At 58.8% G+C, this 22,349-nt stretch carries 7 protein-coding genes; all 7 read left to right on the top strand.

Annotated elements, in window-relative coordinates:
• The first annotated feature begins 126 nt into the window (after positions 1-126).
• The 7 genes from KYK33_RS12415 to KYK33_RS12385 all read left to right on the top strand — a co-directional run bounded on the left by KYK33_RS12415 (position 127) and on the right by KYK33_RS12385 (position 22,299).
• A complete protein-coding gene (locus KYK33_RS12415) occupies positions 127-1,056 on the top strand; it encodes a TIGR01212 family radical SAM protein (protein WP_224430715.1) in 930 nt (309 codons plus the stop codon).
• Between the two features lie 377 nt (positions 1,057-1,433).
• A complete protein-coding gene (locus KYK33_RS12410; protein ID WP_224430714.1) occupies positions 1,434-3,578 on the top strand; it encodes a type I secretion system permease/ATPase in 2,145 nt (714 codons plus the stop codon).
• A complete protein-coding gene (locus tag KYK33_RS12405) occupies positions 3,571-4,962 on the top strand; it encodes an HlyD family type I secretion periplasmic adaptor subunit (RefSeq protein ID WP_224430713.1) in 1,392 nt (463 codons plus the stop codon). The genes KYK33_RS12410 and KYK33_RS12405 overlap by 8 nt, the downstream gene beginning before the upstream one ends.
• A gap of 36 nt (positions 4,963-4,998) precedes the next feature.
• Positions 4,999-6,318 carry a TolC family outer membrane protein gene (locus KYK33_RS12400; RefSeq protein ID WP_005907529.1) on the top strand — a complete coding sequence of 440 codons (1,320 nt, stop codon included), beginning with the start codon at positions 4,999-5,001 and terminating at the stop codon, positions 6,316-6,318.
• 148 nt (positions 6,319-6,466) lie between these two features.
• A complete protein-coding gene (locus KYK33_RS12395) occupies positions 6,467-7,186 on the top strand; it encodes a transglutaminase-like cysteine peptidase (protein ID WP_042043572.1) in 720 nt (239 codons plus the stop codon).
• Between the two features lie 3 nt (positions 7,187-7,189).
• Positions 7,190-9,112 carry an EAL domain-containing protein gene (locus KYK33_RS12390; RefSeq protein ID WP_224430712.1) on the top strand — a complete coding sequence of 641 codons (1,923 nt, stop codon included), beginning with the start codon at positions 7,190-7,192 and terminating at the stop codon, positions 9,110-9,112.
• Between the two features lie 281 nt (positions 9,113-9,393).
• Complete coding sequence (locus KYK33_RS12385; protein ID WP_224430711.1) at positions 9,394-22,299, top strand: retention module-containing protein; 12,906 nt, start codon at positions 9,394-9,396, stop codon at positions 22,297-22,299.
• The last annotated feature ends 50 nt before the right edge of the window (positions 22,300-22,349 follow it).

The following is a 22,349-nucleotide window of genomic DNA, read 5'->3' as shown; positions in this document are numbered from 1 at the left end:
CGGTTGGAGATATTTATTCGGTTCAGGATGAATATTTATATGTTTTTACACCGGGCTGACTCTTGATCCAGCTCAGCATGATGGCCAACCCAGCCTGTACAATTTCGCTTTTTATCGGGAGTTGTCATGCAGTTACATGAAATGGTCAATACCCTGGGGCAGGATCTCAAGCGCCGCCATGGTGAGAAGATCCACAAACTCTCCATTCATGGTGCCTTCAGCTGTCCGAATCGGGACGGCACCCTGGGGCGTGGGGGCTGCACCTTCTGCAATGTCTCCTCCTTCGCCGATGAGTCGGCCCAGCAGCTCTCGGTGATGGCTCAACTCAAGGCCCGGCGTGAGGAAGTGACGCGAGCGCGGCGCTATCTCGCCTATTTTCAGGCCTATACCAGCACCTATGCCGAGGTGGCCTATCTGAAGCAGATGTACGAAGAGGCGCTCTCGGTGAGCGACATGGTGGGCTTGTGTGTCGGCACCCGGCCTGATTGCGTGCCGGATGCCGTACTCGATCTGCTGGCCGGTTATCAGTCCCAGGGTTATGAGGTGTGGCTGGAGTTGGGGCTGCAAAGCGCCAATGACGAGACACTCAGGCGGATCAATCGTGGCCACGGCTATGGGGCTTATGCCGATGCGGTGCGCCGTGCCCAGGTGCGTGGTATCAAGGTGTGCACGCATCTCATTGTCGGCTTGCCGGGTGAACAGGCGATGGATAGTGTGCAGACCCTGCAACGAGTCGTCGAGACCGGGGTCGAGGGGATCAAGTTGCACCCTCTGCATGTGGTGACTGGCAGCACCCTGGGCAAAGCCTGGCTGGCAGGGAGGCTGGTGGTGCCGACGCTGGCAGAATATGTGGCGGCGGCGGTCGCCATGATCCAGCACACGCCGCCGGAGGTGGTCTATCACAGGGTCTCTGCCTCGGCCCGTAAACCGACCCTGCTGGCTCCGGACTGGTGCGAGAATCGCTGGACAGCCATGAGTCTGATTGCAGCAGGCTTGTCTGAGAGCGGTCCTCAGGGCCATCGGTTGGGAACCCCCTTTCTACTCGATAGCCAATAGCTGACTAACCTATCAAATTTAGCAAAAAAAACAGTGGGTTATTAGATGAAAATCAGACTCTGTTCTATAGTTCTCAGGTCGTTAAGCTGTTAAGGTGCGCCGTTCGGAGATATCTGTCAGGCCACGCATTCAATGTTATCAGGCCGATGTAGCACCGAACCTTGAGGTGACCTGTTTGGTGCCTTATCGTGATAGAGGTGACATGGGCCACAGCGCACGATGGCATGTCTCTTATTAGGGATTACGTGTTTTTATTGGGTATCATGTGAGTATCTTTGTGCTTATCATCACAACCAGACGCCTCAGGTAAACGGCGTTTTGGCGCTGAGCATGGATAAGCAAGGTTGACCCCCAGCCTATTTATCGAACAGGATTTTATGCAAGCAGAAACCGACCATATCGATGAGCTGTTGGAATGCCTGGTCTTCCTGACCCGCTTCTATGGCGTTCCCAATAGCAAGGATGCGTTGACCACTGGGCTGCCACTGGTGTCCGGTCGGTTGACCACGGCGCTGCTCAGCCGCGCCGCAGAACGTGCTGGCCTCTCTGCCCGGGAGGTGCTGCAACCTCTCGAACAAATATCCTCACTGCTGTTGCCCTGTATTTTGCAGACCCGCGATGGCGGTGCCTGCATCTTGCTGGAGTGGAACGAGGATCGCAGTCAGGCCAAGGTTATTTTTCCTCAGGCAGGCGATGCGGCCGAGTGGCTAACGGCAGCCCAACTCGGCGATGCGTATCTGGGACGGCTCTTTTTCGTCAAGAAGCAGTTTCGCTTCGACGAACGCTCCCCCAAGGTGCTGGAGACCCGCGATGGTCACTGGTTCTGGAGTACCCTGCTGGAGTCGCGGGGCATCTATCGCGATGTCCTGGTGGCCTCCATTCTGATCAATTTGTTTGCGGTGGCCAGCCCTCTGTTCACCATGAACGTCTATGACAAAATAGTACCCAACCTTGCCTTCGATTCCCTCTGGGTGCTGGCGGTGGGCGCCGTGGTGGTGTTTACCTTCGATTTTGTGATGCGTCAGTTGCGCAGCTACTTCATCGATATTGCCGGCAAGAAGTCGGATGTGCTGCTGTCGGCCAAGATTTTTGCCAAGGTGATGGGGATGCGAATGGAGTCGAGACCCGCGTCCACCGGTGCCTTTGCCAAACATTTGCAGGAGTTTGAGTCAGTGCGGGAGTTCTTCACCTCGGCCACTGTCTCAACCCTGATCGATCTGCCATTTGCCATCTTCTTCCTGGTGGTGATCTGGATGTTTGCCGGGGTCATGGTGGTGGTACCCATCGTCGCCATGCTGATCCTGCTGGCCTACAGCTTCTATATACAGGGCTCCCTCAAACAGTCGATTGAGGAGGGCTCACGGCTCGCCTCCCAGAAAAACGCCAACCTGGTGGAGAGCATCGCGGGTCTTGAAACCGTCAAGATCTTCGGGGCCGAAAGCATGTTCCAGCATCGCTGGGAACAGGCGGTTTCCCACATATCCACCTGGGGGGTACAGACCCGCCGTATCACCAACTCCATGTCATCCCTGGCGAGTTACATCCAGCAGGTGGTGACGGTCGGACTGGTGATTGTCGGTGTTTACCAGATCTCGGATGGCCTGGTCACCATGGGCGGCATGATAGCGGCCGTCATGCTGTCGAGTCGTGCCATTGCGCCCATGGTGCAGCTCTCCGTGCTCGCTACCCGCTATAACCAGGCCCGCTCTGCGTTGACCATCCTCGAGGGGATCATGAGCACCCCGGGTGAGCAGGAGGAGGGGCGGCAGTACATTCACCACCCCGTGGTCGAGGGGCGCATCGAATTCGAGAATGTTACCTTCAAATACCCGGGCATGGAGACCAGCACCTTGCACGACATCAGTCTCAAGATTGAACCGGGCGAGAAGGTGGCAATCATAGGTCGGATCGGGGCGGGCAAGACCACGCTTGAAAAGTTACTGATGGGGTTATATCGCCCGAGTGATGGTTCGGTGCGTCTGGATGGTTTCGATCTCGATCAGCTGGCCCCTGCCGCGGTGCGCCGTAACATAGGTTGCGTGCCCCAGGATGTGACGCTCTTCTTTGGCTCGGTGCGTGACAACATCATGCTGGGCAATCCTCTGGTGGATGATGCCAGGGTGTTGCGCGCCGCCAAGCGAGCCGGGGTGACCAACTTCACCAATCGGGATCCCAACGGTCTGGATCGCCAGATTGGTGAGGGGGGGCGTCAGCTATCCGGTGGTCAGCGCCAGGCTATTTTGCTGGCTCGGGCGCTGCTCAATGACCCTCCCATACTGGTGATGGATGAGCCGACCTCCAACATGGACAACCAGTCCGAGCAACAGGTCAAGCAGGAGCTGGCCAGGCTCGGCTCTGAGACTACCCTGATTGTCATTACCCACAAAACATTGATGCTGGATGTGGTCAATCGGGTGATCGTTATCGAGCAAGGCAAAATAGTGGCGGACGGTCCCAAGGTTCAGGTGTTGCAACAGCTCAAAGAAGGCAAGGTACGGGTTCAGGAGGCATCTAATGCTTAAGAAGGATGTGTTGCCCGCCCAGGAGCATCTGGCCTTCGTGGATGATGGTGCCGCCGCCGTATTGCTCAGTACACCAACCCGGGCTCGAGTGCTGCTCTGGTGCTGTTTCTTCTTCTTTATGAGCGCCCTGATCTGGGCCGCATGGGCCAAGCTCGACGAGGTGACCGTGGGACAGGGCAAGGTGATCCCATCCCGCCAATTGCAGGTGATCCAGAACCTGGAGGGGGGGATTGTCAAAGAGATCTTCGTCAAGGAGGGCGACATCGTCGAGAAGGGCCAGACCTTGTTGCGCATCGATGACACCCGGTTTCGCTCCGACTTTCGTGAGCGCGAGCAGGAGCTGGTTACCCTAAAGGGCGACATCGCTCGCCTGCGAGCGGAGATCCGCAGCGTGGTCGTCAAAAGCGAGGCTAACGTGAGTTGGCGCGAGCAGGTGGCGATTGACAAACAGGCCATCGATTTCCCGGAAGGTTATGAGAATGTATTTGCCGAATATGCGGCCCGTGAGGTGTCGGTGCAAAATGATCGGCTCAACAACCTTCAGAATCAGCTCTATATCCTGGGACAACAGATAGAGCAGAAAGAGCAGGAGCTCATCGAGCTCAACTCGAAAATACGTACCGTGGGCCGCAGTGTGGATCTTGCTCGCCAAGAATTGAATATCAGCCGCCCATTGGCGAAAGAGGGGATAGTACCTCAGGTTGAATTGATCAAACTGGAACGTCAGGTAAACGAAATGCAGGGTGAGCTGGAGAGTAATCGCCTGGTAATTCCCAAACTAAACTCCGCATTGCGGGAAGCCATCTCCAAGCGCAATGATATCGCACTGAAATTCCGAGCCGATGCCCAGACTGAATTGAATGAGCGTCAGGGTAAATTGGGTCAGCTCTCCGCAGGCCAAGTGGGGCTGCGAGATCGCGTCGACAGAACCAGCGTGGTTGCACCTCTCAAAGGCACCATCAAAAAGCTGAAGATCAATACCTTGGGTGGTGTGGTCCAGCCAGGCATGGATTTGATGGAGATAGTGCCACTTGAGGATACACTCTTAGTTGAAGCCAAGGTGTCGCCCAAGGATATTGCTTTTTTGCGACCCGGATTGGAAGCCGTGGTGAAATTCACTGCCTATGATTTCACCATCTATGGGGGCTTGCATGGCAAGGTAGAACAAATAAGTGCCGACTCTATTCAAGATGAGGAAGGTAACTCCTTCTATCTGGTACGAGTCAGGACGGATAAAAGCTTTCTGGGCGATGAAACAAATGCATTACCCATCATCCCCGGTATGTTAGCCAGTGCAGATATCATCACTGGTAAAAAGAGTGTTCTAGACTATTTGCTAAAACCGATATTGCGGGCCAAACAGTCGGCACTGAGGGAACGATAAGCCAACAATCAATAAAAGCATATGACTGGAGATATTATGAAAAAGACGATTGTTGCCATGCTTGTAAGTGGCGCTGTATTACTTCCTGGCCTGGTTCAGGCCGAAACGCTGGAGCAATCCGTTGCTCAGGCGTTGGCGACTCATCCCAAGATCAAGGAGGCATTTGATCTCTATCAGGCCCGCATGTATCAGCATGATGGTGCCAAGGGCGGCTATTACCCCACCATAGATCTGAGAGCCGGGGTGGGGTATGAGAATACCGACAGTCCAGCTACTCGTCTGGGGGGCCCTGGTGTCGATGACTCCATGACCCGCAAAGAGGCTGGCCTCAGTCTGCGCCAGATGCTGTTTGACGGTTTCGATGTCAGCAGCAACGTGGCTCGTACCAAAGCAGAAGCGAGCGCCCAGCGCCTGGCCATGATCTCGGAAGCCGAGAACACGGCGCTGCGCACGGCCGAGGTGTATCTCAATATGCTGCGTCAGCAGGAGATACTGGAGTTGTCCAAAGACAACCTGGCGACCCATGAGCAGATCCGCAGCGACATCAGCAAACGAACCGACTCAGGATTGGGCTCAACAGCAGACCAGACCCAGATCGAGGGCCGGGTCGCACGCGCCTATTCAAACCAGGCGGCGGCGGAGAACAACTATCGGGACGCCGAGAGTGAGTACGTGCGTGTGGTCAATGAGATGCCCAAGGATCTGGTGCAGCCAGTACCGGATGCCAGCCTGATGCCTGCGTCCATCGAAACGGCGCTCAAGACGGCCACCGAGGTGCATCCAACCTTGCTCTCCTCCCTGCAAGATATTGAAGCGGCCAAGTACCAGAATGAAGGTGCCAAGTCTGGCTTCTATCCCAATGTCGCCATCGAGGTGGATCAGAACTGGAATGAGGACATCGATGCTGTCAAGGGACGTAACGACGATCTGACCGCTATGGTGCGGATGCGCTACAACCTGTTCCGTGGTGGTTCAGATCTGGCCGAAAGCAAGGCGACTTCTGCGCTCTATTCTCAGGCGAAAGACATTCATCTGAATGCTTTCCGCCAGGTTGAAGAGGGTACCCGTCTGGCCTGGAATGCCAAGCAGTCGCTGGATCAGCAAAAAATCTACCTGCAACAACACGTAGATGCGAGTTATGACACTGTGCAGGCGTACAAGAAGCAGTTCGGCTTGGGTCAGCGTACCTTGTTGGACGTGTTGAACACCGAAAACGAGCTGTTTGAAGCCCGTCGCAGTTACATCAACGCGGAGTATGACTCCCTGCTGGCCGACTACCGCATCCTCAATGCCACTGGCAGCTTGCTCAGTGCCATGCAGGTGCAACAACCCGCCGAATGGCAAGCCAAAAACTAAGGTAGCGGACTGCTGCTGTTGGGCTTGGGTGTGACGACAATACCAGTGCCGTCACACCCCACATCGGGCTTGCAGTCTGACGCCCTTATATCCAGTATCTTGCACCTGATGATTTGTTGGCTCAGCTGAGTAGGGAAGGGATGTGACATTGTGGCGAATCGGGCAGTGGCTCGGCCTGTTTCACCGCCGGGGACGACACTTGCTCTGGTGTGGGCTGGCCCTGCTTCCTCTCTTGCTGGCGGCGAGTCAGCCGCTGACGGATGCCGATCTGGCCATGATAAAGCGAGCGCAGGACACCTATGGTGAGCGAGCAGGCAAACGCACGGCGAGCTGGCGGTTGCTTACCTTGCAGGCGCAGGCTGCAGGCTGGTCGGAGCGACAGAAGCTAGAGAGAGTGAACAGCTTTTTCAATCAGCTGCATTTTGTAGACGACAGCAAGTTGTGGCGCAGGAAGGATTACTGGGCCAGCCCTCTCGAGTTTTTGGGGGCGGCAGGGGGAGATTGCGAGGATTTCAGCATTGCCAAGTATTTTACCCTGCTGGAGCTTGGCATCGACGATGAGAAGATGCGGATGGTGTACGTCAAAGCCTTGGACTACAACCAGTTTCATATGGTTGTTGCCTACTATGAAACCCCTTCATCCGTCCCCCTCATTCTCGACAATCTTATTGGGGCTCTGCGTCCGGCGACTGCACGTAAGGATCTGCTGCCTATCTACAGCTTCAATGGTCGTCACTTGTGGTTGATGAAGGCACGTGGCCAGGGGGAATTGGCCGGCCAGTCTTCACGTTTGGGATTATGGAATGATTTACGCAATCGCATGACTTCAGGGCGATTGGCTCGACCTGTGGTGAATTTGGATGATTAACCTATGACGCTATATCGACAGTTACTGGCCACCATGTTGTTGCTGTTCGGGGCTCTGTTTGCCGTAACTTATTGGGTTCAGTTCAATTCGACCCGCACCTATCTTGCTCAGCAGCAAGAGACGACAGTGATCAACACCGCAACGGCCCTCGGACTGGCATTGACTCCCTATCTCGAGAATGGCGACAAGGTGAGTGCCGAGTCGGTCATCAAGGCGGTGTTTGATGGCGGCTACTATCGCTTGGTCCGGCTCGATCTCTTGGCCTCCCAGGATGTGATAGAGCAGGAGAATACTCATCATGTTGATGGGGTTCCCGCATGGTTCATGGAGCTGGATCTGTTCCCAGAGATATCTAATGAGTCCATTTTGACGTCAGGCTGGTTACAGCTTGGCAAGCTCAAGGTGGTCGGTCATAGCGGTCAGGCCTATTACGAACTCTGGCAAGGGATGACCAACCTGGCGAGCTGGTTTGTTGTCGGCTTTCTCATCACCACATTGCTGCTGATGCGTGCCCTCAGTTATCTCCTCAAGCCGCTGGATCAGATCCGTGAACAGGCAATTGAGATAGAGCAACACCATTTTGGTCATGAGATCCCCGAGCCGCGTACCCTGGAGCTAAAGCAGGTGGTGCAAGCCATCAATACCCTGTCTGGCAAGTTGGCTGCTCAGTTCAAGGAGCAGGCACAGGAAGCTGAGAATCTGCGCGAGAGAGTCTATCTGGATGCGGTTTCCGGTTTGGGCAACCGCGCCTATTTCGTCGGTCAGGTCAATGCCTGGATCGCCGAGGCGGGACAGGGGGGCGTCATGCTGGTGGCGGTCGATATGCTCGATGACATCTATCGGGACGAGGGTTTTGCCGCGCGGGACAACATGGTCAAGTCCATTGCCCAGAGCCTTAATGATGAACTGAGTGGGTGGGATGGGGCCGCCATTGCCCGCATCTCGGCTACCGAGTACGCATTGCTCTGCCCGACCAACGATCTGGACACCTTGCAGGAGCTGGCCGAGCGGATCAACAGTCGTATCGCCGACCTGGTGGTCAACCCTATGGGTGAAGCGGATGCGCTGTCGGTGATCGGCATCGCCGGGCGAGACAGTCAGGACGATCTTTCCAGCTTGCTGACCAAGGCGGATAATGCCCTGGGCCGGGCGCGCAACGAGCGACGGGGCGCCGTGGTGATGGAAGGGGGCAATAATCAAGGCATGATGGGGCGCCTGGCCTGGCGGGATCTGGTGGAAGATGCAATTAATCGTCAACTGTGGCGTTTCAAGGCACAACCTGCCTGTCGTTTTGACAATGGGACAAGGCTTCACGCCGAACTGTTTGCCGCCATTCATCGCGATGGCAATGATTATTTTGCGGGTCAGTTCCTGCCGGCTATCGAGCAGTTCAAACTCGGCAGCGAGTTTGATCAGGCGATACTCACGGCCACGGTGCCCCTGCTACAACAAGACGCCGAATTGGTACTTGCCGTGAATATTACCTCCGGGGCCATCTGTTCGGATGAGTTCCTGCTCTGGCTCGGTGACTTCTTGGGCCGCAATCCTGAGTTGAAAGACAGATTACTGTTCGAGATCCCGGAAGGGGCCATCCTGAAGCATCAAGCTCAGGTTGAAGCACTGGTGGCCGTGGTGCGCGAGCATGGTTACCAGTGGGGTGTGGATCATTATGGTCGCCACTTCCAATCCCTTGGCTATCTGGAACAGATGGCTCCTAGCTATGTCAAAGTTGACCATGGCTATACCAGCCAGGTCATGGAGCCGGGGGCGGATACCTCCTTCCTGGCTGCAGTATGCCGTGCCGCGCACAATGCCGGCGTTTTGACCATTGCTACCCGGGTAGAGAATGAGCAGCAAGTTGAGCTGCTATCTGGCCTGCATATCGACGGTTATCAGGGTTTTGTACACCCGGCATTCCTCATTTGAGCCAAAAATAATATGAAAAGGGCGCCCAGGTGGCGCCCTTTTTTATCACCTTTCAATGTAACCATTAGTTAACATTATCTCGTGTGATGATAAGGCCTCTTTTGAGGCACTACCTAATATGTTGTTTTAAGAGGATAAATGGCCGGCGTTCGATTTGGTTCATGAGTGTCTCTCTTGGGATGCCAATCCAGTACATTTTTGCAACGGACGTCCCCGTACTTCGCACATAGGGTTTATACATCGAAACCCTCAGTGTTGGAGTCAAGGCTATGCGTACCCAAATGATCGATAAGACTGTCGTCGTCGCCTCAATGGAAGGGGAAATCCTCGTCGTCAATGCTGATGGCAGTACGCGTCCATTGCAAGCGGGTGAGACGCTCTCACCCGGCACCAAACTGACACTGGCTGACGATGCCAAGTTGGCACTCCTCACCCCCGAAGAGGCCGCCGCTCTGGCCCAGGGGTCATCGGCTGCGCCCGAAGCCCAGGTTCCAACCGATGCAGCGGACAAAGCCCTTGATGAGGCCAAACCGGATGGAACCGACAAACCTCTCGATCCCAATGACATAGCCGCATTGCAACAATCCATCCTGGAAGGGGTCGATCCGACCAAGAGTTTTGAAGCTTCTGCAGCTGGGGGGGCGCCAGCGGCAGGAGGTGGTGGCGGAATAGGCGGTGTTGCAGGTGCCAGTGGCAATGGCGGCTTTGTGACCATAGCGCGCACGGGTGATGCCACCATCGCTCAGGCCGGGTTCGATACAGACCACAGTGCAGAACCCTTTGTCGATCGTCTTCAAGAAGACGATCTCTTGCCTGACAATCAGCTCGATGACCAGGATGAATCTGCAGTTACCCAGGAAAATCAGGCCATCAGCGGCAATCTGCTGCTCAATACCAATAATCCCGATGGACCTTCTGATGCCTCGATAGTCTCTTATAGCTGGGGAAATAACATCGGCATACCGGCCGGCGTCGCATCCACCTTGGCGGGGATCGGCACATTGATCATCAATGCCGATGGCTCCTATACATTTACCCCCGCTCTCAACTATTCCGGTCCTGTTCCCCCTGCCAATTACATCGTGACCGATGGCGCTGATACCAACCCGTCGGTCCTGACCATCACCATCTCCCCAGTGGATGACCCGGTGGCTCTGGGTGGGCTGCAAGTGGAAGGAGGGGAGCTTGTCTTGAATGAAGCCGCCTTGGCGGATGGCAGTGCACCTGATGCAGCGGTGCTGACCAAAGGGGGGTCTTTCACCTTCAATGCAGTCGATGGTGTCCAGGTCTTGAGTCTGGGGGGGGTGGTGCTCATCAGCAATGGCCAGGTCATCACCAATTTCCCACAGGTGATCCCCAGTCCTTCAGGCAATCAATTACTGGTGACCGGCATCACTTACAACCCTGTAACCGGTGCCGGGACAGTCAATTACAGCTACACCCTGAACGACAACGAAACCCACACTCAGCCAGCCAATGACACCGCGCTGACTGAAAGCTTCAACGTTGTGCTGACCGACAACGATGGTGACAGTACCAGTGCCAGCCTGGATGTGGTGATACTGGACGATGTGCCCAGCGTGCGTCTTATCCCCGGCTCTGGTGAGCTGGGTGTGGTCAGCGTGGATGAGAGTTTGCCTGTGTTGGGTGGCGCTGACAGCGACGGCATCGCCAGCGCGACCCTGGCCGCAGCTACGGTGCAGGCCCAGTTCAGCCATGCCTTCGGCGCGGATGGCGCGGGCAGTATCGGCTACAACCTTGCCCTCAATGGCGGCAATGTGGCGAGCGGCCTCTATGCGGTCGACTCGCTGGCCGCCAACGGCCAGGGTGCCCAGATCCTGCTTAACCAAGTGGGCAATGTCATCACCGGCAGCGCCAACGGGGTGAGCTACTTCACCCTCACCATAGATCCGGCCACAGGCGCGGTGACCCTGGCGCTGCTGGACAATGTCTGGCACGGCGATACCGGTAGCCATGATGACAGCGTCAGCCTGACCCTGAACAGCGGTGTGCTGACCCTGGTGCAGACCGTCACCGATGCCGACGGCGACAGTGTCAAGGCGAGCCTCGATCTGGGCGCCAGCGGCGTGTTTCGTTTCGAAGATGATGGTCCGGCCTCGGGCTTGGCAGTCGAATTCCAGCGCCCAGGTTTCGTGGTAGTGGATGAAAGCCTGCCCGCCTTGGGGGGAGCAGGTAGCGATGGTATTGCAAGTGCAGTGTTGAGCGGTGTTGCCGTACAGTCACAGTTCACTCATGCCTTCGGTGCAGATGGCGCGGGCAACATTGGTTATAGCCTGGCCCTCAATGGCGGCAATGTGGCGAGCGGCCTCTATGCGGTCGACTCGCTGGCGGCCAACGGCCAGGGTGCGCAGATCCTGCTCAACCAAGTGGGCAATGTCATCACCGGCAGTGCCAACGGGGTGAACTACTTCACCCTCACCATCGATCTGGCCACGGGCGCCGTGACCCTGGCGCTGCTGGACAATGTCTGGCACGGCGATACCGGTAGCCATGATGACAGCGTCAGCCTGACCCTGACCAGCGGTGTGCTGACCCTGGTGCAGACCGTCACCGATGCCGACGGCGACAGCGCCAAGGCCAGTATCGATCTGGGCGTCAACGGGACGTTCCGCTTCGAGGACGATGGCCCGACCGCAGGACTGGCCGGTGAGGCCCCGAGTCTGGGGTCGGTGAAGGTGGATGAGAGTCTGCCGGCGCTGGGTGGGGTGGGCGGTGACGGCATCGCCAGCGCGACCCTGGCGGCGGTCACGGTGCAAGCCCAGTTCAACCATGCCTTCGGCGCAGATGGCGCGGGCAACATTGGTTACAGCCTGGCCCTCAATGGCGGCAACGTGGCGAGCGGCCTCTACGCGGTCGATCCGCTGGCCGCCAATGGCCAGGGCACTCAGATAGTGCTCAATCAAGTGGGCAATGTCATCACCGGCAGTGCCAACGGGGTGAACTACTTCACCCTCACCATCGATCCGGCCACTGGCGCCGTGACCCTGGCGCTGCTGGACAATGTCTGGCACGGCGATACCAGCAACCCGGATGACAGCGTCAGCCTGACCCTGAACAGCGGCGTGCTGACCCTGGTGCAGACCGTCACCGATGCCGATGGCGACAGCGCCAAGGCCAGCATCGATCTGGGTGTCAACGGGACGTTCCGCTTCGAGGACGATGGCCCGGCCTCGGGCTTGGCAGTCGAATTCCAGCGCCCAGGTTTCGTGGTGGTGGATGAAAGCCTGCCCGCCTTGGGGGGAGCTGGTAGCGATGGTATTGCAAGTGCAGTGTTGAGTGGTGTTGCCGTACAGTCACAGTTCACTCATGCCTTCGGCGCGGATGGCGCGGGCAACATTGGTTACAGCCTGGCCCTCAATGGCGGCAATGTGGCGAGCGGCCTCTATGCGGTCGATCCGCTGGCCGCCAACGGCCAGGGTGCGCAGATAGTGCTCAACCAAGTGGGCAATGTCATCACCGGCAGTGCCAACGGGGTGAACTACTTCACGCTGACCATAGATCCGGCCACTGGCGCCGTGACCCTGGCGCTGCTGGACAATGTCTGGCACGGCGATACCGGTAGCCATGATGACAGCGTCAGCCTGACCCTGACCAGTGGTGTGCTGACCCTGGTGCAGACCGTCACCGATGCCGATGGCGACAACGCCAAGGCCAGTGTCGATCTGGGCGTCAACGGGACGTTCCGCTTCGAGGACGATGGCCCGACCGCAGGACTGGCCGGTGAGGCCCCGAGTCTGGGGTCGGTGAAGGTGGATGAGAGTCTGCCGGCGCTGGGTGGGGTGGGCGGTGACGGCATCGCCAGCGCGACCCTGGCGGCGGTCACGGTGCAAGCCCAGTTCAACCATGCCTTCGGCGCGGATGGCGCGGGCAACATTGGTTACAGCCTGGCCCTCAATGGCGGCAATGTGGCGAGCGGCCTCTATGCGGTCGATCCGCTGGCGGCCAACGGCCAGGGCGCCCAGATCCTGCTTAACCAAGTGGGCAATGTCATCACCGGCAGCGCCAACGGGGTGAGCTATTTCACCCTCACCATAGATCCGGCGACTGGCGCGGTGACCCTGGCACTGCTGGACAATGTCTGGCACGGCGATACCGGTAGCCATGATGACAGCGTCAGCCTGACCCTGACCAGTGGTGTGCTGACCCTGGTGCAGACCGTCACCGATGCCGATGGCGACAACGCCAAGGCCAGTGTCGATCTGGGCGTCAACGGGACGTTCCGCTTCGAGGACGATGGCCCGACCGCAGGACTGGCCGGTGAGGCCCCGAGTCTGGGGTCGGTGAAGGTGGATGAGAGTCTGCCGGCGCTGGGTGGGGTGGGCGGTGACGGCATCGCCAGCGCGACCCTGGCGGCGGTCACGGTGCAAGCCCAGTTCAACCATGCCTTCGGCGCGGATGGCGCGGGCAACATTGGTTACAGCCTGGCCCTCAATGGCGGCAACGTGGCGAGCGGCCTCTATGCGGTTGACCCGCTGGCCGCCAATGGCCAGGGCACCCAGATCCTGCTCAACCAGGTGGGCAATGTCATCACCGGCAGTGCCAACGGGGTGAACTACTTCACGCTGACCATAGATCCGGCCACTGGCGCCGTGACCCTGGCGCTGCTGGACAATGTCTGGCACGGCAATACCGGCAGCCATGATGACAGCGTCAGCCTGACCCTGACCAGCGGTGTGCTGACCTTGGTGCAGACCGTCACCGATGCCGACGGCGACAGTGCCAAGGCCAGTGTCGATCTGGGTACTGGCGGCGTATTCCGCTTCGAAGATGATGGCCCGACGGCGGGGGTGAGCACTCAGGCGCCCAGCCTGGGCGCGGTGAAGGTGGATGAGAGTCTGCCGGCGCTGGGCGGCGTGGGCGGTGACGGCATCGCCAGCGCGACCCTGGCGGCGGTCACGGTGCAGGCCCAGTTCAACCATGCGTTCGGCGCGGATGGCGCGGGCAACATTGGTTACAGCCTGGCCCTCAATGGCGGCAATGTGGCGAGCGGCCTCTATGCGGTCGATCCGCTGGCCGCCAACGGCCAGGGTGCGCAGATAGTGCTCAACCAAGTGGGCAATGTCATCACCGGCAGTGCCAACGGGGTGAACTACTTCACGCTGACCATAGATCCGGCCACTGGCGCCGTGACCCTGGCGCTGCTGGACAATGTCTGGCACGGCGATACCGGTAGCCATGATGACAGCGTCAGCCTGACCCTGACCAGTGGTGTGCTGACCCTGGTGCAGACCGTCACCGATGCCGATGGCGACAACGCCAAGGCCAGTGTCGATCTGGGCGTCAACGGGACGTTCCGCTTCGAGGACGATGGCCCGACCGCAGGACTGGCCGGTGAGGCCCCGAGTCTGGGGTCGGTGAAGGTGGATGAGAGTCTGCCGGCGCTGGGTGGGGTGGGCGGTGACGGCATCGCCAGCGCGACCCTGGCGGCGGTCACGGTGCAAGCCCAGTTCAACCATGCCTTCGGCGCGGATGGCGCGGGCAACATTGGTTACAGCCTGGCCCTCAATGGCGGCAATGTGGCGAGCGGCCTCTATGCGGTCGATCCGCTGGCGGCCAACGGCCAGGGCGCCCAGATCCTGCTTAACCAAGTGGGCAATGTCATCACCGGCAGCGCCAACGGGGTGAGCTATTTCACCCTCACCATAGATCCGGCGACTGGCGCGGTGACCCTGGCACTGCTGGACAATGTCTGGCACGGCGATACCGGTAGCCATGATGACAGCGTCAGCCTGACCCTGACCAGTGGTGTGCTGACCCTGGTGCAGACCGTCACCGATGCCGATGGCGACAACGCCAAGGCCAGTGTCGATCTGGGCGTCAACGGGACGTTCCGCTTCGAGGACGATGGCCCGACTGCCAACGACAATGTCGGCGGCACCGTGACCGAAGACGTGGTGGCGAGCCTGAACGGCAACGTGCTGGGCAACGACCTCTCTGGTGCAGACAACCCGGCGGTGTTCGTGGGCTGGAGTGCGACCGGGCATAACAACAGTGCGGCAGTCACCGCGCTGACGACCTACGGCAACTTCGTGCAAAACGGCGATGGCAGCTGGACCTATGCGCTGGACAACAGCCGTCCGGCGACCCAGGCGCTGACATCGGCCTTCAACCAGAGCTATGACGTCTGGTACACAATGAAGGATGCCGATGGCGATGAGGCTATCGCCAAGCTGACCATTACCATCCAGGGGGCGAACGATACCTCCAGCGTGGTGACGGTGGCGGCGATGGGGCCGGACCATCTGGTCTACGAGGCGGGTCTCAGCCCGAACGGCTCGAACGCAGTGGCCAACAGCGAGACGGCGACAGGCAGCTTCACGGTGGCGGCGTCGGACGGGATTTTGAACGTGGTGATAGGGGGCACGACCTTTACCTTTGCCCAGATGCAAGCCTTCAACGGCAGCCAGACCATCAACACCGGGGAGGGGATACTGACCCTGCTGAGTTACAGCGGGACAGCGACCAGTGGGACGGTGAACTACAGCTACACCCTGAGCGCAACCATCGACAACGACAATAAGGCGGGGGCCACGCTGACCGAGTTTGATGACAGCGTGAGCATCGCGGTGAACGGGGTGGGCGGCACCAGTGGCAGCGACCAGCTCATCGTGCGCATCGTGGATGACACACCGACTGCCAACGACAATGTCGGCGGCACCGTGACCGAAGACGTGGTGGCGAGCCTGAACGGCAACGTGCTGGGCAACGACCTCTCTGGCGCAGACAACCCGGCGGCGTTCGTGGGCTGGAGTGCGACCGGGCATAACAACAGTGCGGCAGTCACCGCGCTGACGACCTACGGCAACTTCGTGCAAAACGGCGATGGCAGCTGGACCTATGCGCTGGACAACAGCCGTCCGGCGACCCAGGCGCTGACATCGGCCTTCAACCAGGGCTATGACGTCTGGTACACCATGAAGGATGCCGATGGCGATGAGGCTATCGCCAAGCTGACCATCACCATCCAGGGTGCGAATGACAGCGCCAGCGTGGTGACGGTGGCGGCGATGGGGCCGGACCACCTGGTGTACGAGGCGGGTCTCAGCCCGAACGGCTCGAATGCGGCGGCCAACAGCGAGACGGCGACAGGCAGCTTCACGGTGGCGGCATCGGACGGGATTTTGAACGTGGTGATAGGGGGCACGACCTTTACCTTTGCCCAGATGCAAGCCTTCAACGGCAGCCAGACCATCAACACCGGGGAGGGGGTACTGACCCTGCTGAGTTACAGCGGGACAGCGACCAGTGGGACGGTGAACTACAGCTACACCCTGAGCGCGACCATCGACAACGACAATAAGGCGGGGGCTACGCTGACCGAGTTTGACGACAGCGTGACCATCGCGGTGAACGGGGTGGGCGGCACCAGTGGCAGCGACCAGCTCATCGTGCGCATCGTGGATGATGTGCCGACTGCCAACGACAATGTCGGCGGCACCGTGACCGAAGACGTGGTGGCGAGCCTGAACGGCAACGTGCTGGGCAACGACCTCTCTGGTGCAGACACCCCGGCGGCGTTCGTGGGCTGGAGTGCGACCGGGCATAACAACAGTGCGGCAGTCACCGCGCTGACGACCTACGGCAACTTCGTGCAAAACGGCGATGGCAGCTGGACCTATGCGCTGGATAACAGCCGTCCGGCGACCCAGGCGCTGACATCGGCCTTCAACCAGGGCTATGACGTCTGGTACACAATGAAGGATGCCGATGGCGATGAGGCTATCGCCAAGCTGACCATTACCATCCAGGGGGCGAACGATACCTCCAGCGTGGTGACGGTGGCGGCGATGGGGCCGGACCATCTGGTCTACGAGGCGGGTCTCAGCCCGAACGGCTCGAACGCAGTGGCCAACAGCGAGACGGCGACAGGCAGCTTCACGGTGGCGGCGTCGGACGGGATTTTGAACGTGGTGATAGGGGGCACGACCTTTACCTTTGCCCAGATGCAAGCCTTCAACGGCAGCCAGACCATCAACACCGGGGAGGGGATACTGACCCTGCTGAGTTACAGCGGGACAGCGACCAGTGGGACGGTGAACTACAGCTACACCCTGAGCGCAACCATCGACAACGACAATAAGGCGGGGGCCACGCTGACCGAGTTTGATGACAGCGTGAGCATCGCGGTGAACGGGGTGGGCGGCACCAGTGGCAGCGACCAGCTCATCGTGCGCATCGTGGATGACACACCGACTGCCAACGACAATGTCGGCGGCACCGTGACCGAAGACGTGGTGGCGAGCCTGAACGGCAACGTGCTGGGCAATGACCTCTCTGGTGCAGACAACCCGGCGGCGTTCGTGGGCTGGAGTGCGACCGGGCATAACAACAGTGCGGCAGTCACCGCGCTGACGACCTACGGTAACTTCGTGCAAAACGGCGATGGCAGCTGGACCTATGCGCTGGACAACAGCCGCCCGGCGACCCAGGCGCTGACATCGGCCTTCAACCAGAGCTATGACGTCTGGTACACCATGAAGGATGCCGATGGCGATGAGGCTATCGCCAAGCTGACCATTACCATCCAGGGGGCGAACGATACCTCCAGCGTGGTGACGGTGGCGGCGATGGGTCCGGACCACCTGGTCTACGAGGCGGGTCTCAGCCCGAACGGCTCGAATGCGGCGGCCAACAGCGAGACAGCGACGGGCAGCTTCACGGTGGCGGCGTCGGACGGGATCTTGAACGTGGTGATAGGGGGCACGACCTATACCTTTGCCCAGATGCAGGCCTTCAACGGCAGCCAGACCATCAACACCGGGGAGGGGATCTTGACCCTGCTGAGCTACAGCGGGACAGCGACCAGTGGGACGGTGAACTACAGCTACACCCTGAGCGCGACAATCGACAACGACAATAAGGCGGGGGCTACGCTGACCGAGTTTGATGACAGCGTGACCATCGCGGTGAACGGGGTAGGCGGCACCAGTGGCAGCGACCAGCTCATCGTGCGCATCGTGGATGACGTGCCGACTGCCAACGACAATGTCGGCGGCACCGTGACCGAAGACGTGGTGGCGAGCCTGAACGGCAACGTGCTGGGCAATGACCTCTCTGGTGCAGACAACCCGGCGGCGTTCGTGGGCTGGAGTGCGACCGGGCATAACAACAGTGCGGCAGTCACCGCGCTGACGACCTACGGTAACTTCGTGCAAAACGGCGATGGCAGCTGGACCTATGCGCTGGACAACAGCCGCCCGGCGACCCAGGCGCTGACATCGGCCTTCAACCAGAGCTATGACGTCTGGTACACCATGAAGGATGCCGATGGCGATGAGGCTATCGCCAAGCTGACCATTACCATCCAGGGGGCGAACGATACCTCCAGCGTGGTGACGGTGGCGGCGATGGGTCCGGACCACCTGGTCTACGAGGCGGGTCTCAGCCCGAACGGCTCGAATGCGGCGGCCAACAGCGAGACAGCGACGGGCAGCTTCACGGTGGCGGCGTCGGACGGGATCTTGAACGTGGTGATAGGGGGCACGACCTATACCTTTGCCCAGATGCAGGCCTTCAACGGCAGCCAGACCATCAACACCGGGGAGGGGATCTTGACCCTGCTGAGCTACAGCGGGACAGCGACCAGTGGGACGGTGAACTACAGCTACACCCTGAGCGCGACAATCGACAACGACAATAAGGCGGGGGCTACGCTGACCGAGTTTGATGACAGCGTGACCATCGCGGTGAACGGGGTAGGCGGCACCAGTGGCAGCGACCAGCTCATCGTGCGCATCGTGGATGACGTGCCGACTGCCAACGACAATGTCGGCGGCACCGTGACCGAAGACGTGGTGGCGAGCCTGAACGGCAACGTGCTGGGCAATGACCTCTCTGGTGCAGACAACCCGGCGGCGTTCGTGGGCTGGAGTGCGACCGGGCATAACAACAGTGCGGCAGTCACCGCGCTGACGACCTACGGTAACTTCGTGCAAAACGGCGATGGCAGCTGGACCTATGCGCTGGACAACAGCCGCCCGGCGACCCAGGCGCTGACATCGGCCTTCAACCAGAGCTATGACGTCTGGTACACCATGAAGGATGCCGATGGCGATGAGGCTATCGCCAAGCTGACCATTACCATCCAGGGTGCGAACGATACCTCCAGCGTGGTGACGGTGGCGGCGATGGGTCCGGACCACCTGGTGTACGAGGCGGGTCTCAGCCCGAACGGCTCGAATGCGGCGGCCAACAGCGAGACGGCGACGGGCAGCTTCACGGTGGCGGCGTCGGACGGGATTTTGAACGTGGTGATAGGGGGCACGACCTTTACCTTTGCCCAGATGCAGGCCTTCAACGGCAGCCAGACCATCAACACCGGGGAGGGGGTACTGACCCTGCTGAGTTACAGCGGGACAGCGACCAGTGGGACGGTGAACTACAGCTACACCCTGAGCGCGACCATCGACAACGACAATAAGGCGGGGGCCACGCTGACCGAGTTTGATGACAGCGTGACCATCACGGTGAACGGGGTGAGTGGCACCAGTGGCAGCGACCAGCTCATCGTGCGCATCGTGGATGACGTGCCGGTTCAACCGGTAGAGCTGAATACCCGGGTAGAAGAGTTTTCTAACCCTGGTACCAATCTGATGATCATATTGGATACCTCGGGCAGTATGGACTTCGATGCAGAGGCACCTGGATTTGCTACCCGAATGGCCGTTGCCAGGGCCTCCATCCTGCAACTGATCAGCGACTATGACGATCTGGGCAATGTGATGGTGCGTCTGGTGGGGTTTGCCAGCACGGCGACCACCAACTTCCTCGGCTCGGGGGATATCTGGTTGACGGCAGCTCAGGCACTGGATGTTATCGATGACATTACCGATACCTTGGGTAACGGCGGCACTGATTATGACGATGCTTTGATCAAGGCGATGGCGGCATATGATTCGGCAGGGAAGATCATCGGCGGACAGAGCGTGCTCTATTTCCTCTCCGATGGTGAGCCTACCGAAAGCACCAGCTGGCCCGGTGTGGTCGGTACGGGAAACAACGGTATCAATGCGGCTGAACAGACTGCTTGGCAGAATTTCCTGACCAACAATGATGTCAAGGCCTATGCCTTGGGGATGGGGGGCGGGGCGACGGCGCCAGCATTGGAGCCTATCTCTTACAACGGCGCTACGGGAACAGATCAGCCTGCCATCATAGTGACGGACCTGAGTCAGTTGGCCAGCACCCTCTCGGGGACTGTGCAGGTGCCAACCACAGGCAACCTGCTGATCGATGCTGGGGTGGCCTTTGGTGCGGACGGTCCTGCCGCCTTGCCCATTACCAGTATTTCCCACGATGCCGATGGTAACCCGGCGACACCGGACGTTATCTACACCACGGCTTATTCCGGCTATAACGCTACTACCCATGTGCTGACTATTCCGACTCATGGGGGGGGCACTCTCTCGGTCAATTTGTTGACCGGGGCTTACAGTTACAGCCTGTCGCTGGATGTGGCCAATGACTACACCGAAACCTTCCGTTACACCATCAGTGATGCCGATGGGGATGTGAAGACAGGGGTGTTGAATATGATCACCACGGATTCCAGTGAGGTCACCGTCTATGACAACAGCAATGAGGCGCTGGTGTATCAGATCATGGTGCCAGGGGTGACGACCCCTACAACCTTGGCGGATTTCCAGACGACGACCAATGGGAGCGGTACAGGATATAACCCCTGGATATATGCCACGTCTGGCGCCGGTACCAGCGTGATCGATTTGGGGTCAAGCACTATCGCTACGGCGGTTGCAGGTAATGTAGACAAGTGGGTCGTCAGCACCTTGAACAACACAACACTGGATGGCAGCGTGAGCAGTGGCGTATTGCAACTGGTCGACACGAATGATGATGGTGTGGGGGCTGCGCAGCTTATTACCCCCGAGTTTGTCACGAGTTCGACACTGGCGACAACGCTGAGCTTCCAGTATGACAGAGGCAATGTGAATAATAGCGATACAGTGACTTGGAACCTCTATAAGTTTGATGGTGCTAACTGGATTCAGCTCTCCGGGAATGGCTTGAGTGGTACTCTGTCCAGCGATCCTGGTGCAATGACCACGATCACGACGACCACATTGGATACAAACACTCGTTATCGGGTCTATTTCTCGGTCAATGATGGTGCGGGTAACAGTGACTCCACCTTGCAACTGGACAATATCAGACTCAACATTACAGCCGCTGCCACCGCCGCCATTGCCATCATGGCTGCTCAGGGCAATGTGCTGACCGATCCCAACCACAACCCGTACAGCAGCGATCCCTGGGGGGCGGTAGATGCGCTGGGCAGCGAGCACGCTGTGCTCAAGATCTGGAATGGCAGCAGTTATACCTCTGTTACCACCAGTCAGACGGTTGCCGGGCTCTATGGTTCCCTCGAGATCCACAGTGATGGTGCCTATACCTACACTCCCAACTCGAACCTGAGTAATGTCGGCCAATCTGAAGTCTTCACCTATCAGGTGATGCAGAACGACGGGGATCAGGACACCGCCCAGCTGACCATCAACATTGGAGCCACAGCTGCCGCTGTGCCGACTCCGATAGAAGGCACCGGTGCTGATAACAACCTTAACGGAACGGCAGGCGATGATGTGCTGTTGGGTTATGGCGGTAATGACACCATTCATGGCAATGGGGGTCATGACCACATAGAAGGGGGCGCTGGGAACGATACCCTGTATGGTGATGCAGGCAATGATGCCCTGTTGGGAGGGGGGGGTACCGATATCCTGGATGGCGGCATCGGCAACGATACGCTGATCGGTGGCCTGGGTGCAGATACCCTGACCGGTGGCGCCGGGCACGATACCTTCAAGTGGCTGGCTGGCGAGGGCGATGGCAGCATCGACAAGATAGCCGACTTCACCCTAGGGTTGAGTGGCAGCAATGCCAACAGCGATGTGCTGGACTTGTCCCAGTTGCTGGTCGATGTGCCTGCCAGCGCCAACAACAGTGTCTTGGCCGGTACGCTCAACAGTTATCTGACCTTTGATACGGCCAATAACATGCTGACCATAGACACCAATGGTGGTACTGCAGGCGGGGATCAGTTGACTGTGCTCTTCCAGAATGCACCTAGCTTCTCTTCTGGTTCCAACCAGGACATCATCAAGCAACTGCTCGATGATGGTAACCTCAAGGTGGATCCGCATCCGTAGACAGCATGTACAGAGGGCGGGCTTGCCAGCCCTCTGTTGCTGACACGGGA

It is taken from the genome of Aeromonas rivuli (assembly GCF_020149575.1).
GTDB lineage: Bacteria > Pseudomonadota > Gammaproteobacteria > Enterobacterales > Aeromonadaceae > Aeromonas > Aeromonas rivuli.
The sequence above is the reverse complement of the archived record's forward strand: the minus strand, read 5'-3'. Positions and strand labels throughout refer to the sequence as shown.

Bases quoted from the DNA above. Each gene is read 5' to 3' on its own strand.
- KYK33_RS12410 (WP_224430714.1), top strand. From the start codon at position 1,434: ATGCAAGCAGAAACCGACCATATCGATGAGCTGTTGGAATGCCTGGTC.
- KYK33_RS12390 (WP_224430712.1), top strand. From the start codon at position 7,190: ATGACGCTATATCGACAGTTACTGGCCACCATGTTGTTGCTGTTCGGG.
- KYK33_RS12400 (WP_005907529.1), top strand. From the start codon at position 4,999: ATGAAAAAGACGATTGTTGCCATGCTTGTAAGTGGCGCTGTATTACTT.
- KYK33_RS12415 (WP_224430715.1), top strand. From the start codon at position 127: ATGCAGTTACATGAAATGGTCAATACCCTGGGGCAGGATCTCAAGCGC.
- KYK33_RS12405 (WP_224430713.1), top strand. From the start codon at position 3,571: ATGCTTAAGAAGGATGTGTTGCCCGCCCAGGAGCATCTGGCCTTCGTG.
- KYK33_RS12385 (WP_224430711.1), top strand. From the start codon at position 9,394: ATGATCGATAAGACTGTCGTCGTCGCCTCAATGGAAGGGGAAATCCTC.